The organism is Streptomyces sp. BPTC-684 (assembly GCF_030028635.1).
Classification (GTDB): domain Bacteria; phylum Actinomycetota; class Actinomycetes; order Streptomycetales; family Streptomycetaceae; genus Streptomyces; species Streptomyces noboritoensis.
In genome coordinates this window covers 5,803,503-5,816,364 of the sequence record NZ_CP124863.1, presented here as the reverse complement: position 1 = coordinate 5,816,364, position 12,862 = coordinate 5,803,503, and the positions used below count along the sequence as shown (strand labels likewise).

The window sequence follows — 12,862 nt, the reverse complement described above, 5'->3', positions numbered from 1 at the left end:
CTATCCGAGGAAGCTCAGCCGCACCTGCCGGTCGGGGTTGTCCTTGTTCGTGTCGACCAGGCACACCGACTGCCAGGTCCCCAGCTCCAGCCGCCCCGCGACCACCGGCAGCGTCGCGTGCGGGGGCACGAGGGCGGGCAGCACGTGGTCGCGGCCGTGGCCGGGGCTGCCGTGGCGGTGCTGCCAGCGGTCGTCGGCCGGGAGGAGCACGTGCAGGGCGGCCAGCAGGTCGTCGTCGCTGCCCGCGCCGGTCTCGATGACCGCGATCCCGGCCGTGGCGTGGGGCACGAAGACATTCAGGAGGCCGTCGCCGCCGCCGGCCGCCTCGCGGAGGAACCGCTCGCACTCCCCGGTCAGATCGGTGACGGTCTCGGACGTTCCGGTGGTGAGGCGCAGGACGCGCGTGGTGAAGACGGACATGGCCCCATCTTCACGCCCATCCGGCGAGATCGCGCGTCCGGCCGGCGAGACGGCATTGACCGGGTCCTGGCCGGTCGCTACGTTCGGCGCCATGGTGCGTACAGCTCTGCTCACCACGCGCGGTCACATCGACCTGCTGCGGGTGGCCTCCGCCGCGTGTCCTCGCGGCTGCTGACGCCCTTTCAGCGCCTTCGCACCCTCGCCGCACCCGGCTGAGCCCTGACGTACGCGCGCCCCGCTGACGCAACCCTTCCCGGGACCGTCCGGCCTGCGTACGCGCCCGCTCCCCCGACCACCGCCCACACGGCACCCGCTCTGGAGCGCCCCGCACCTACGGAAAGGCCGCCTCATGACCGTCCGTCTGCACTGGTTCCTGCCCACCGGCGGCGACGGCCGCACCCTGGTCGACCGCCACGCGTACACCGACGGGGGGATCAAGCGCTCCCGCATCGCCCCGGTCAGCGGGGTCCGCGCGCCCGACGTCGGCTATCTCGTCCAGATCGCCAAGGCCGCCGAGCAGTTGGGGTTCGAGGCCGTCCTCACGCCGACCGGGACCTGGTGCGAGGACGCCTGGCTGACCACGGTCGCCCTCTCCCAGCACACCGAGCGGCTGAAGTTCCTGGTGGCGTTCCGCCCGGGCGTGATCTCGCCGGTGCTCGCCGCGCAGATGGCCGCGACCTACCAGCGCATCACCCGGGGGCGGCTGCTCCTGAACGTCGTCACCGGCGGCGACTCCACCGAACAGCGGCGCTTCGGCGACCACTTGGACCACGACCGCCGCTACGCCCGTACGTCGGAGTTCCTCTCGGTGGTACGGGGCGTCTGGCGCGGGCAGCCGTACGACTTCGACGGCGAGCACTTCCAGGTGGCGGGCGGGCTCACCGCGCTGCCGCCGGACCCGCTGCCGGAGATCTTCTTCGGCGGCTCGTCCGCCGCCGCCGGGCCGGTCGCGGCCGATCACGCCGATGTCTACCTCACCTGGGGCGAGCCGCCCGCGCAGGTCAAGGAGAAGATCGACTGGATCCGCGGGCTGGCCGAGGAGCGGGGCCGGACCGTCCGGTTCGGCATCCGGCTGCACACCCTCTCGCGCGACTCGGCGCGCGAGGCGTGGGCGACGGCGCACCGGCTGCTCGACGACCTCGCCCCCGAGACGGTCGCCGCCGCCCAGCAGGCGCTCGGCAAGAGCGAGTCGGTCGGCCAGCAGCGAATGCTGGCGCTGCACGGCGGCGGCTCGCTGGAGCGCGACAAGCTGGAGATCTCCCCGAACCTGTGGGCGGGCGTGGGCCTGGTGCGCGGCGGCGCGGGCACCGCGCTCGTGGGCAGCCACGGCGAGGTGGCGGACCGGATCGAGGAGTACCACGACCTGGGCATCGAGCACTTCGTGCTCTCGGGCTACCCGCATCTGGAGGAGGCGTACTGGTTCGGCGAGGGCGTCACCCCCGAGCTCGCCGCGCGGGGCCTGCTGCCGACGATCCCGGCCTCCCCGCTCCTCGGCGTACCGGCGGCCAACGGACGCCCGGCCTCGGCGCCCGGCGGGGCTCCGCTGCTGGTCGGAGGGGGTCTATAGGGCAGGCGTCGCCCTCCGGGAAGATCCGTGCGCCCCCCTTGGTTGGTAGAATCGTGAACGACTTCGGGGCACAGGACGTGGACGTGGTGGTCATCGGCGCCGGACAGGCGGGTCTGTCCGGCGCCTACCATCTGCGCCGGGCGGGGCTTGAGCCGGACCGCGACTTCGTGGTCCTCGACCACGCGCCCCGGCCGGGCGGCGCCTGGCAGTTCCGCTGGCCCTCGCTGACGTACGGCAAGGTGCACGGGATGCACGCGCTGCCCGGCATGGAGCTGACCGGCGCGGACCCGGCCCGGCCCTCCTCGGAGGTGATCGGGGAGTACTTCACCGACTACGAGGACGCCTTCGGGCTGCGGGTGCACCGGCCCGTGGACGTGAGCGCCGTACGGGAGGGCGAGGGCGGGCGGCTGCGCGTCGAGACGTCCGAGGGTGTGTATGCCACGCGTGCGCTGATCAACGCCACCGGCACCTGGGACCGGCCGTTCTGGCCCCGCTACCCGGGCCAGGAGACGTTCCGGGGGCGCCAGCTGCACACCGCGAACTACCCCGGGCCCGAGGAGTTCGCGGGTCAGCGCGTGGTCGTGGTCGGCGGTGGCGCCTCCGGCACCCAGCATCTGATGGAGATCGCCGACTACGCGGCCGCCACGACCTGGGTGACCCGGCGCCCGCCGGTCTTCCGGGAGGGCCCGTTCACCGAGGAGTGGGGGCGGGCGGCGGTCGCGATGGTCGAGGAGCGCGTACGCCAGGGGCTGGCGCCCAGGAGCGTGGTGTCGGTGACCGGTCTGCCGGTGAACGAGGCGATCCTGGCGGCCCGCGAGAAGGGCGTCCTGGACCGGCTTCCGATGTTCGACCGGATCACGCCGAGTGGGGTGGCGTGGGACGACGGGCGGGTCGTGGACGCGGACGTCATCCTCTGGGCCACCGGGTTTCGGCCCGTGATCGACCATTTGGCGCCGCTGAAGCTGCGCACCCCGGGCGGCGGCATCCAGATCGAGGGCACCCGGGCCGTCAGGGACGAGCGGATCCATCTGGTCGGCTACGGGCCTTCGGCGTCCACGATCGGCGCGAATCGCGCTGGGCGCGCGGCTGTTCGGGCGATCCGGAAGTTGCTGGACGCGCCGCTGGAAGTGGCGTGATGCGTCTGCGGACGGCCGGACCCAACGGACAGGCCCTAGCCCGCTGAGCTGCTCCGGAGCCTGTTGAACTCCCTGACGTTCCGCTGCTGTTCCGCATAGTCCGCCGTGAAGCGCGTGTCCCCCGGGGCCACCGTGACGAAGTAGAGCCAGTCCCCCGGCGGCGGGGCGATCGCCGCGTCCAGCGCCTGCTGTCCCGGGTTGCCGATCGGCGTCGGCGGCAGCCCGCCGCGCTCATAGGTGTTGTACGGGCTGTCGGTGCGGGTGTCGGCGTGGGTGGTGGTCAGGGTGGAGCGGTTGAGCGCGTAGTTGAGCGTCGAGTCCATCTGCAGCGGCATGCCCTTGGCCAGCCGGTTGAAGACGACCCGGGCGACCTTGCCCATGTCGGCGGTGGTGTCGGCCTCGGCCTGCACGATGCTGGCGACGACCACGGTCTGATAGACCGTCATGCCCTGCCGCCGGGCTCCGGCGCCGATGTGGTCCTTGCCGAACCGCTTGTTGGCGGTGTCGACCATATAGGCGAGCAGTCCGCGCGGAGTGGTCTTCCCGGTCACCGGATAGGTGGCCGGGAAGAGATAGCCCTCGGGGTTGCCCCGGGCGTCGGCCGGGAGGGCGAGCCCGGCCTCGGACGCCGCCCGACGGGTGGTGCCCGCCGCCACCCCGAGGCTCTTGTCGACCGCCGCGTACACCTGCCCGGCCCGCCAGCCCTCCGGGACGACCAGGGACTTCACCTTGCCGCCGGTCTCCCGCAGCAGGAGGACCAGCACCGCTCCTCCCACCACGAGCAGCAGGGCGAGGAGGCCCAGGAGCAGCCGGCCGCGCCGGGTGAGCCGGGTTCGGGATCCGGAACCACGCGTGGACTCCGTCATACGGCCACGCTATCCCGACGGGCCCCGTCAGGAGGCGACCGGCGCCAGCCGTGCGTCACGGCGCACCAGCGCGGCGTACTTGCCGTCCTGGTCGAGCAGTTGCTCGTGGGTGCCGCGCTCGGCTATCCGGCCGCCGTCCAGGACGACGATCTGGTCGGCGTCGCGGACGGTGGAGAGCCGGTGCGCGATGGTGAGCGTGGTGCGGCCCGCCGAGAGCGCGTCGATGGCCTGCTGCACCGCGTGTTCCGTACGGGTGTCGAGCGCGCTGGTCGCCTCGTCGAGGATGAGGACGGGCGGGTCGCGCAGGATCGTCCGGGCGATGGCGAGCCGCTGCTTCTCGCCCCCGGAGAAGCGGTAGCCGCGCTCGCCGACCACCGTGTCGTAGCCGTCGGGCAGGGAGGCGATGTGGTCGTGGATCTGGGCCGTGCGGGCGGCCGCCTCCAGCTCCTCGTCGGTGGCGTCGGGCTTGGCGAAGCGCAGGTTGTCGGCGACGGAGGCGTGGAAGAGGTAGGTCTCCTGGGAGACCACGCCGACCGCGCGCGCGAGGGTGTCGAAGTCCAGGTCGCGCACGTCGACGCCGTCGAGCGTGACCCGCCCGCCCGTCACGTCGTACAGCCGCGGCACCAGATAGCTGAGCGTGGACTTCCCGGAGCCGGTGGGGCCGACGACGGCGAGGCTGCCGCCGGCCGGGACGGCCAGGTCGACCCCGCTGAGGGTGGGGCCGCTCTTCTCGTCGTAACCGAAGTCGACCGACTCGAAGCGGATCTCGCCGCGGACCTTCTCCAGGCGGACCGGGTGCTCGGTCTCGGTGATGTCGACCGGGAGGTCGAGGTATTCGAAGATGCGCTGGAAGAGGGCGAGCGAGGTCTGCATCTGCACGCCGGTGGAGAGCAGGCTCACGGCGGGCCGGAACAGGCCCTGCTGGAGCGAGACGAACGCGACGAGCGTGCCGATGGAGATCGAGGGGCCGCCGGACTGCAGGGCGAGGCCCGCGGCCCAGTAGATGACGGCGGGCATGGCGGCCATGACGATGCCTATCGTCGACATCCGCCACCGCCCGGCCATGCTGGAGCGCACTTCGAGGTCGACCAGGCGCTCGGACTCGGCCGCGAAGGACTTGGTGAGCGAGTCGGCGCGGCCCATGGTGCGGCCGAGCAGGATGCCGCTGACCGACAGCGACTCGGTGACCTCGGCGGCCATCGCGGCCATCTGCTTCTGGCGCTGGGTCGTGATCCTCTTGCGCTCGCGCCCGACCTTGCGGCTGATCCAGACGAAGACCGGCAGCAGGAGCAGCGAGACGGCGGTCAGCCGCCAGTCGAGCGCCAGCATGGCGACGACGGTGGCGACCACGGCCGTGAGGTTGGAGACGAGCGAGGTGGCGGTGGAGGTGACGGTCGCCTGCATGCCGCCGATGTCGTTGGCGATGCGGGACTGGACCTCGCCGGTCCGGGTCCGGGTGAAGAAGGCGAGCGGCATCCGCTGGAGCTGTGCGTAGACACCGGTGCGCAGGTCGTGCATGACGCGCTGGCCGACGGTCGTCGAGATCAGCGTCTGCAGGACGCCGAAGACACCGGTGACGACGGCGGTCGCGAGCATGCCCAGGGCGAGCAGGCTGAGCAGCCCGGTGCGGCCCTGCGGGATGGCGACGTCCAGGATCTCGCGCAGCAGGAACGGCGAGGCGACCGAGACGAGTGAGGACGCGGCGACCAGCAGGCCGACGACGGCCAGCCGGCCGCGGTAGGGGCGGAACAGCCGCAGGATGCGCCGCGTCTGGGCGGGCGGCTGCTCGTGGTCACGGGGCGGGGGCGTCCAGGAGGATTCCTCGGGGTGCATGGGCTCCTTCGAAGGGGTGAGACGACAGGACGACGGCGTCGCCACGGCCGCTGCGACTCGCGGCCACCGCGGTGACGCCACTGACAAGACTTTGTGGAGCATAGCTCACTGTTACCTATACTCACAATGCACAAGGTCCTGATATTGTTCCCGTATGAGCACCACCGACGCCGACGGCGTGCTGGCCGAGCAGCTGCTCCGGCTGACCCGCCGACTCCACCGCATCCACAAGCAGCATCTGGAGCCGGTCGGCATCACCCCCGCCCAGTCCCGGCTGCTGCGGACGGTCGCGCACTACGAGAGCCCGCCCCGCATGGCCGATCTCGCCGCCCGTCTGGAGGTGGTCCCGCGCGCCGTGACCACCCTGGTCGACGGGCTGGAGGAGAGTGGCAACGTGCGCCGGGTCCCCGACCCGACCAACCGCCGCGTGGTGCGCATCGAGCTCACCGACACCGGCCGGGCGACGCTGCGCTCACTGCGCGGCGCGCGCCGGGGCGCGGCGGAGGAGATCCTGGCGCCGCTGACCGCCGACCAGCGCGAGGTGCTCGGCGGACTGCTGTCCGCTCTGGTCGACGGAGTGCCGGAGCGCCGCTGCTGAGGGGATCCGCCGCATGCCGCTCCTGGAGCCGAAGCCGCAAGCCCTGCGCCTCTCCGGGCGGCGCACCGCGTCCCCGGACCGGGTCCCGGACCGGCTCGCGGGCGGCACCCCGGAGCCGCTGCGCGGCGAGCTGACCGCCCTGCTCGGCGCCGACAAGGTGCTGTGGAAGGTCTCCGACCTGGTGCGGTACGCCTCGGACGCCAGCCCGTACCGCTTCGTCCCCCAGGTCGTGGTGGTCGCCGAGGACATCGACGACGTCTCGGCCGTGCTGTCGTACGCGCACGGCAAGGGCCGCGAGGTCGTCTTCCGGGCGGCCGGGACCAGCCTCAACGGCCAGGCGCAGGGCGAGGACATCCTGGTGGACGTGCGCCGCCACTGGGCCGGTGTCGAGGTCATGGACGGCGGCGCCCGCGCCCGGGTCCGGCCCGGCACGACCGTCGCGCGGGCCAACGCGGCGCTCGCCCGGCACGGCCGCGTCCTCGGCCCCGACCCGGCCAGCGCGCTCGCCTGCACGATCGGCGGGGTCGTCGCCAACAACGCCTCCGGGATGACGGCGGGCACGACCCGCAACTCGTACCGCACGGTCGCCTCGCTCACCTTCGTCCTGCCGAGCGGCACCGCGGTCGACACCGGCGACCCGCGCGCCGACGAGGACCTGGCGCACGCCGAACCCCGCCTGTGCGCGGGCCTGCTGGCGCTGAAGGCGGAGATCGAGGCGGACCCGGAGCTCACCGCCCGGATCCGCGCCAAGTACACGATCAAGAACACCAACGGCTACCGGCTCGACGCGTTCCTCGACGGCTCGACGCCGGTGGAGATCCTGCGCGGGCTGATGGTCGGCTCCGAGGGCACCTTCGGGTTCATCTCGGAGGTCGTCTTCGACACCCTGCCGCTGGAGCGCCACCTCAGCACGGCGCTGCTCTTCTTCCCCACCCTCCCGGCAGCCGCCGCGGCGGTGCCGCTCTTCAACGAGGCCGGGGCGCTCGCCGTGGAGCTGATCGACGGCAACACCCTGCGCGCCTCGGTGAGCGTGGCGGGCGTCCCCGCCGACTGGGCCGCGCTGCCCAAGGAGACGGCCGCGCTCCTTGTGGAGTTCCGCGCGCCGGACGAGGCGGGCCGCGAGGCGTACGAGGAGGCGGCCGCCCGGGTGCTCGCCGGGCTCGACCTGGTGGCCCCGGTCGCCTCGGTGACCAACGCGTTCACCCGGGACGCCGGGGCGATCGCCGGGTACTGGAAGGCCCGCAAGGCGTTCGTGACGGCGGTCGGCGGCTCCCGCCCGGCCGGGACGACCCTGATCACCGAGGACTTCGCGGTGCCGCCGCCGCGGCTCGCCGAGGCCTGCGAGGCGCTGCTCGCGCTCCAGGAGACCCATGGCTTCGACGCGGCCGTCGCGGGCCACGCGGCCCACGGCAACCTCCACTTCCTGCTGGCGTTCGACGCGGCCGAGCCGTCCGACGTCGAGCGGTACGCCGCGTTCATGGCCGACTTCTGCCGCCTCGCCGTGGAGCGCTTCGACGGCTCGCTGAAGGCCGAGCACGCCACCGGCCGCAACATCGCGCCGTTCCTGGAGCTGGAGTGGGGGCCGAGGGCCACCGAGCTGATGTGGCGGACCAAGCAGGTCATCGACCCGGACGGGGTGCTCGCGCCGCGGATCGTGCTCGACCGCGACCCGCGCGCCCATCTGCGCGGCCTCAAGACCATCCCGAAGGTGGAGCGGATCGCGGACCCGTGCATCGAGTGCGGCTTCTGCGAGCCCACCTGCCCCAGCCGCGACCTGACCACCACACCCCGGCAACGGATCGTGCTGCGGCGGGAGATGATGCGCCAGGGCGACGGCTCGCCCGTCCAGGACGCGCTGCTCGACGCGTACGGATACGACGCCGTGGACACCTGCGCGGGCGACTCGACCTGTGCGCTCGACTGCCCGGTGGGCATCGACACCGGCGCCCTGATGAAGCACTTCCGCCATCTGCGGCACAGCCCGCGCGAGGAGCGGGCCGCCGCCCTCACCGCCCGGCACTTCAAGGCCGTCGAGGCCTCGGCGCGCCTCGCGGTGGCCGCCGCCCGCGCCCTCGGGGACCGCATCGGCGACCGCGCCCTCGCGCGCGTGACGGGCCTCGCCCGCAAGGCCGTGCGCCCCGATCTGGTGCCCGAGTGGCTGCCCGAGATCCCGGGCGCCGCCGCCCGCGCCCTGCCCCGTACGGCGCGGGTCGGCGCGAGCGCCGTGTACTACCCGGCGTGCGTCAACCGGATCTTCGGGGAGCCGGAGGGCCATCGTGGCCCGTCGCTGCCGCAGGCCGTGGTGGCCCTCGCCACGCGCGCGGGGAAGCCGGTGTGGATCCCCGAGGACGTGACGGGCACCTGCTGCGCCACCATCTGGCACTCGAAGGGGTACGAGCTGGGCAACGCGGTGATGGCCAACCGGATCGTCGAGGCCGCCTGGGGCTGGACGGCCGGCGGCACGCTCCCGCTGGTCGTCGACGCCTCCTCCTGCACCCTGGGCATCGCGCACGAGGTGGTGCCGTATCTCAGCGCGGACAACCGGGAGTTGCACGCCGAGCTGACGGTCGTGGACTCGGTGGTGTGGGCCGCCGAGGAGCTGCTGCCGCATCTGACCGTGCTGCGCAGGGCGCGCTCGGCCGTGCTCCATCCGACCTGCTCCATGCGGCATTTGGGCGACGAGGCGCAGCTGCGCGCGGTCGCCGGGGCCTGCGCCGAGGAGGTCGTGGTGCCGGACGACGCGGGGTGCTGCGCCTTCGCGGGCGACCGGGGGATGCTCCACCAGGAGCTCACCGGGGCGGCGACCGCACGGGAGGCCGCCGAGGTGACGGATCGTCACTTCGACGCGCATCTCTCCGCGAACCGGATGTGCGAGATCGGGATGGAGCGGGCGACCGGCCGCGCCTATGTCTCCGTCCTGCTGGAGCTTGAGCGCGCCACCCGGCCCGGCCCGGAGTATCTGCGGCGCACCTGAGCCGCACGCAGGCAGACGATGACTGACGGACCGTCAACGACCCGTCCGCGCCCTTTCCCCGCGCCTCCCACGGCCCGGGCGTATCCGGACGTACCGTGACGTGGTGCAGCGGTGTACCTTCCCGGGGCGGCCCCGAGCGTCGACAGGCCCCCTTGCGCGGCAGCAGCCCCAACAACCATGGTCCTTACCGAGGTTCGTGTAACGCCGCGCAGAAATCAGCTCCCTCTCTTTCCAGGAGACTCGATGAACGACGCAGCTCCGCAGAACCACGACATCAGCCGACGCGACGTCCTGTGGACGGCGGGGGTCGCGGGCGCCGGGATCGGAATCGGCGGCCTGGGCACGGGCAGCGCCTCCGCCGCCGAACAGGCCCCGGCCCAGCCCCAGGAGCCGCCCGCGCCGAAGCGCCAGGGCAAGACCATGATCGGGGTGCCGTTCCAGCGGCGCTCCACGGTCCGGGTGGGCCTGATCGGCCTCGGCAACCGCGGCGGGAGCATGATCGACCTGTATCTCGCCGTCCCCGGGGTGCGGGTCGTGGCGCTCTGCGACCCGGTGAAGGCCAAGACGGAGAGAGCCGCCGCCAAGGTGACCGCGGCGGGCCAGCCCGCGCCCGCCGTCTACGTCAACGGCGACCACGACTACGAACAGCTCCTGGGGCGCGGCGACATCGACTTCGTGCACATCGCGACGCCCTGGGACTCCCACTTCGACATCACCAAGGCGGCGCTCCTCAACGGCGTGCACGCGGGCGTGGAGTGTCCGGCCTCGATGCGCATGGACCAGCTGTGGGAGCTGGTCGACCTCTCCGAGCGCACCAGACGCCACTGCATGCAGCTGGAGAACTGCTGTTACGGCAGGAACGAGATGCGGGTGCTGCGGATGGCGCACGCGGGCAGGTTCGGCGACCTGCTGCACGGCGCGGGCGCGTACATCCACGATCTGCGCGGCCTGATGTTCGACCCGAAGTACTACGAGGGGCCCTGGCGGCGCCTGTGGCACACCCGGCTGCGCGGCGACCTCTACCCCACCCACGGCTTCGGCCCGGTCGCCAACTACATGGACGTCAACCGCGGCGACCGCGTGGTGTCCATCGTCAGCGTCGGCACGCCCGCGCTCGGCCTCGCCGAGTACCGCGCTGCCCACATGCCCGCGGGCGACCCCAGCTTCAAGGAGTCGTACATCGAGAGCGACCGGACGATCAGTCTGGTGCAGACGGCCAAGGGCCGGGTGATCCGCCTGGAGCACGACGTGTCGACGCCGCACCCCTACAGCCGCATCAACAGCCTCGGCGGCACCAAGGGCCTCTTCGAGGACTACCCCGCGCGGATCTACATCGAGCCGGACCACCACGACGACAACTGGGGCGACTTCTCGAAGTACGCCGACTGGGACCACTGGCTCTGGAAGGAGCACGCCAACCCGCCCGGCGGGCACGGCGGCATGGACTACATGCTGGTGTTCCGGCTGATGCAGTGCGTGCGCCTCGGGCTCGTCCCGGACTTCGACGTGTACGACGCGGCCACCTGGTCGGCGCCGGTGCCGCTGAGCCACCTCTCGCTCAAGGCGAAGGGCGCGCCCCAGCGGATCCCCGACTTCACCCGCGGCGAGTGGCACAGGTCCCGCCCGGGAATGGACTCCGAGAAGCCGGCGGAGGCCTGAGACCGCGGGGCCCGTGCTTGGCGGCGAGCACGGGCCCCGCACCTGCCGTTCAGCAGCGCCGCAGGTCCTCGGTGAGGGTGCCCTGGGCGGTCTTCAGGCTGCGGTCGTAGCAGCCGTCGGAGCCGAGCAGGCGGTAGCGCTCGGCGGAGGTGCCGGTCGCGTGCCGCTGGTCGCGCGGGACGTTCAGGGTCCAGGAGGCGTCGCCCCGGTAGGTGTCGTCCAGGCGCGACCACGAGACGGCCCGGCCGCCGCGCAGGGTGGCGGTGTCCGCGCGGTCCCCGAGGGTGATCACGGTCCGCAGCCGGTCGTCCGCGCCGATGGTGATGGTGCCGTCCATCGTGTACGTACGGTGCACGCGCGCGGTGACGGCCGGGCCGCGCCCGTCCGTGGTGACCGCGCTGTCGTCGGTCCAACTCCCCTTCAGGGCGTCGGTGTTCTCGCCCTCGGTCCAGCGGTGGACCGTGTCGGCGGCGACGCTGCGGGCGACGGTGGTGGCGACCCGGCCGTGCGAGGTGTCCAGATAGCCCGCCGTGGTCAGCCGGTGGCCCGCCTTCGCGTCGAGGCGCGGCTCGGTTCCGGGCGTGTAGGTGGTGGAGTCGGCGGGCGCGCTCTCGTCGTGGCGGGTGAGCGCCCCGGTGACGACCTCGCTGCCGCGGTCCTGCCAGACCAGTACGTTGACCGGCGTCGACCAGCCGGACTGCCCCTCGGGGACCCCGGCCACCGACACCTCCACGCGGTGCGCGCGGCCGTCGTTGAGCAGCGCCGCGTACGGCGTCAGGTCGTACTCGATGGGCCGTACGTCGAAGGCGTGGGGCGCCGGGACGACGTACCAGAGGAACGGGTTGGACCAGCCGCCGGTCCACACGTTCGGGAACGGCGAGGCGATTCCGGCGAGTTGGCCGTCCACCTTGATCCGCACCTCGCGGTTGGGGCCCGCGGCCGCCTTGCAGGAGTAGGGCGCGGGGTCCGGCACCGCGAGGTACCAGAACTCCTCGCAGCCGCCGCCCGAGCCGGTCGCGTACACCTCGGCGACGATCCGCTCGGAGTTGCGCGGCGTCGTCAGCGCGGTGCCGTCGAGCGGCAGCACCTTGTCCGGTGTCGCGGCGGGCTTCACCCGGCCCTCGGCGGCGTAGAACGTCAGCGTGACCTTGACGTCGATCACACCGGTGTACGTCTCGTCGACGACGTTGCCGATCAGCATCTCGACGGGCTGCGCGGAGCGGAAGGTGTCGCTGTAGCGGGTGACGTCCTTCTCGACGTTCCAGGCGATGCCGTCCGGCGACGGCTCGGGGGTCGACGTCCGCAGCACCTCGACGCCGCCGACGTGGAGATAGCCGAGGCGGTCGTACTGCCTGCCCTTGACGGTGCCGTCGAGCCGCAGCACCACCTTGCTCCACCGGTCGCCGCACCCCTCGGGCGGCGCGTAACTCCCCTTGTACGGCGTGAAGTCGCGGAACTGCGCCTGCACCAGGGTCACTTGGCAGCTACGGGTGTGCGGCACCGCGACCGGCGGCACGGCGGTGACCGGGTCGTGCCAGTCGGTGCCGAACTCGGCAGGAGGATCGGCCGGCTGTGCGGCGGACGCCGCCGGGCCCGCACCGAGCAGCGCTCCGGCGGCGAGCACCGCCCCGCTGATCATGGACATGATCTTTCGTGGTCTCATGCGTCAGGAGTGAAGCGCGAGCGGGCCGCGCGCGCCAGGGCCTGTCGTCACATTCCCGTCGTCGCCCGAAGGGCGGCCCCGCGGCGTCTGGTGCGTGCTCTGGGGGTCCCCCCTGCTCGAAGAGCTTGGGGGAGTGCCGGGCGAGA

At 72.8% G+C, this 12,862-nt stretch carries 9 protein-coding genes; 5 read left to right on the top strand and 4 right to left on the bottom strand.

The window, feature by feature from the left end; genetic code table 11:
- Nucleotides 1-420 (bottom strand): YjbQ family protein, encoded by a 420-nt coding sequence (locus tag QIY60_RS25865; protein WP_283144574.1) that lies wholly within the window; start codon nucleotides 418-420, stop codon nucleotides 1-3.
- A gap of 349 nt (nucleotides 421-769) precedes the next feature.
- Here QIY60_RS25865 and QIY60_RS25860 point away from each other — a divergent pair, with 349 nt between their 5' ends.
- Together QIY60_RS25860 and QIY60_RS25855 are read left to right on the top strand one after the other, a co-directional pair.
- On the top strand, nucleotides 770-1,987 hold the full coding sequence (locus tag QIY60_RS25860; RefSeq protein WP_283144573.1) for an LLM class flavin-dependent oxidoreductase: 1,218 nt from the start codon (nucleotides 770-772) through the stop codon (nucleotides 1,985-1,987).
- 53 nt (nucleotides 1,988-2,040) lie between these two features.
- Complete coding sequence (locus QIY60_RS25855; protein WP_283144572.1) at nucleotides 2,041-3,123, top strand: NAD(P)-binding domain-containing protein; 1,083 nt, start codon at nucleotides 2,041-2,043, stop codon at nucleotides 3,121-3,123.
- Between the two features lie 35 nt (nucleotides 3,124-3,158).
- Here the strand turns inward: QIY60_RS25855 and mltG are convergent, their stop codons facing one another.
- A complete protein-coding gene (gene mltG / locus QIY60_RS25850) occupies nucleotides 3,159-3,989 on the bottom strand; it encodes an endolytic transglycosylase MltG (protein WP_283144571.1) in 831 nt (276 codons plus the stop codon).
- 27 nt (nucleotides 3,990-4,016) lie between these two features.
- A complete protein-coding gene (locus QIY60_RS25845; protein ID WP_283144570.1) occupies nucleotides 4,017-5,822 on the bottom strand; it encodes an ABC transporter ATP-binding protein in 1,806 nt (601 codons plus the stop codon).
- Between the two features lie 154 nt (nucleotides 5,823-5,976).
- Here QIY60_RS25845 and QIY60_RS25840 point away from each other — a divergent pair, with 154 nt between their 5' ends.
- The 3 genes from QIY60_RS25840 (at nucleotide 5,977) to QIY60_RS25830 (ending at nucleotide 11,053) form a co-directional block, all read left to right on the top strand.
- On the top strand, nucleotides 5,977-6,420 hold the full coding sequence (locus QIY60_RS25840; protein ID WP_190091316.1) for a MarR family transcriptional regulator: 444 nt from the start codon (nucleotides 5,977-5,979) through the stop codon (nucleotides 6,418-6,420).
- A gap of 13 nt (nucleotides 6,421-6,433) precedes the next feature.
- Nucleotides 6,434-9,394 carry an FAD-binding and (Fe-S)-binding domain-containing protein gene (locus tag QIY60_RS25835; protein WP_283144569.1) on the top strand — a complete coding sequence of 987 codons (2,961 nt, stop codon included), beginning with the start codon at nucleotides 6,434-6,436 and terminating at the stop codon, nucleotides 9,392-9,394.
- A gap of 243 nt (nucleotides 9,395-9,637) precedes the next feature.
- Nucleotides 9,638-11,053, top strand: coding sequence for a Gfo/Idh/MocA family oxidoreductase (locus QIY60_RS25830; protein WP_283144568.1), 1,416 nt, complete (start codon nucleotides 9,638-9,640; stop codon nucleotides 11,051-11,053).
- Between the two features lie 49 nt (nucleotides 11,054-11,102).
- On the opposite strand, the gene QIY60_RS25825 is transcribed toward QIY60_RS25830, so the two are convergent.
- Nucleotides 11,103-12,716: a peptide-N4-asparagine amidase gene (locus QIY60_RS25825; protein ID WP_349253947.1), complete on the bottom strand. Its 1,614-nt coding sequence runs from the start codon at nucleotides 12,714-12,716 to the stop codon at nucleotides 11,103-11,105.
- Nucleotides 12,717-12,862 lie beyond the last annotated feature (146 nt).

Bases quoted from the DNA above. Each gene is read 5' to 3' on its own strand.
- QIY60_RS25840 (WP_190091316.1), top strand. From the start codon at position 5,977: ATGAGCACCACCGACGCCGACGGCGTGCTGGCCGAGCAGCTGCTCCGG.
- mltG (WP_283144571.1), bottom strand. From the start codon at position 3,989: ATGACGGAGTCCACGCGTGGTTCCGGATCCCGAACCCGGCTCACCCGG.
- QIY60_RS25860 (WP_283144573.1), top strand. From the start codon at position 770: ATGACCGTCCGTCTGCACTGGTTCCTGCCCACCGGCGGCGACGGCCGC.
- QIY60_RS25830 (WP_283144568.1), top strand. From the start codon at position 9,638: ATGAACGACGCAGCTCCGCAGAACCACGACATCAGCCGACGCGACGTC.
- QIY60_RS25845 (WP_283144570.1), bottom strand. From the start codon at position 5,822: ATGCACCCCGAGGAATCCTCCTGGACGCCCCCGCCCCGTGACCACGAG.
- QIY60_RS25825 (WP_349253947.1), bottom strand. From the start codon at position 12,716: ATGAGACCACGAAAGATCATGTCCATGATCAGCGGGGCGGTGCTCGCC.
- QIY60_RS25865 (WP_283144574.1), bottom strand. From the start codon at position 420: ATGTCCGTCTTCACCACGCGCGTCCTGCGCCTCACCACCGGAACGTCC.
- QIY60_RS25835 (WP_283144569.1), top strand. From the start codon at position 6,434: ATGCCGCTCCTGGAGCCGAAGCCGCAAGCCCTGCGCCTCTCCGGGCGG.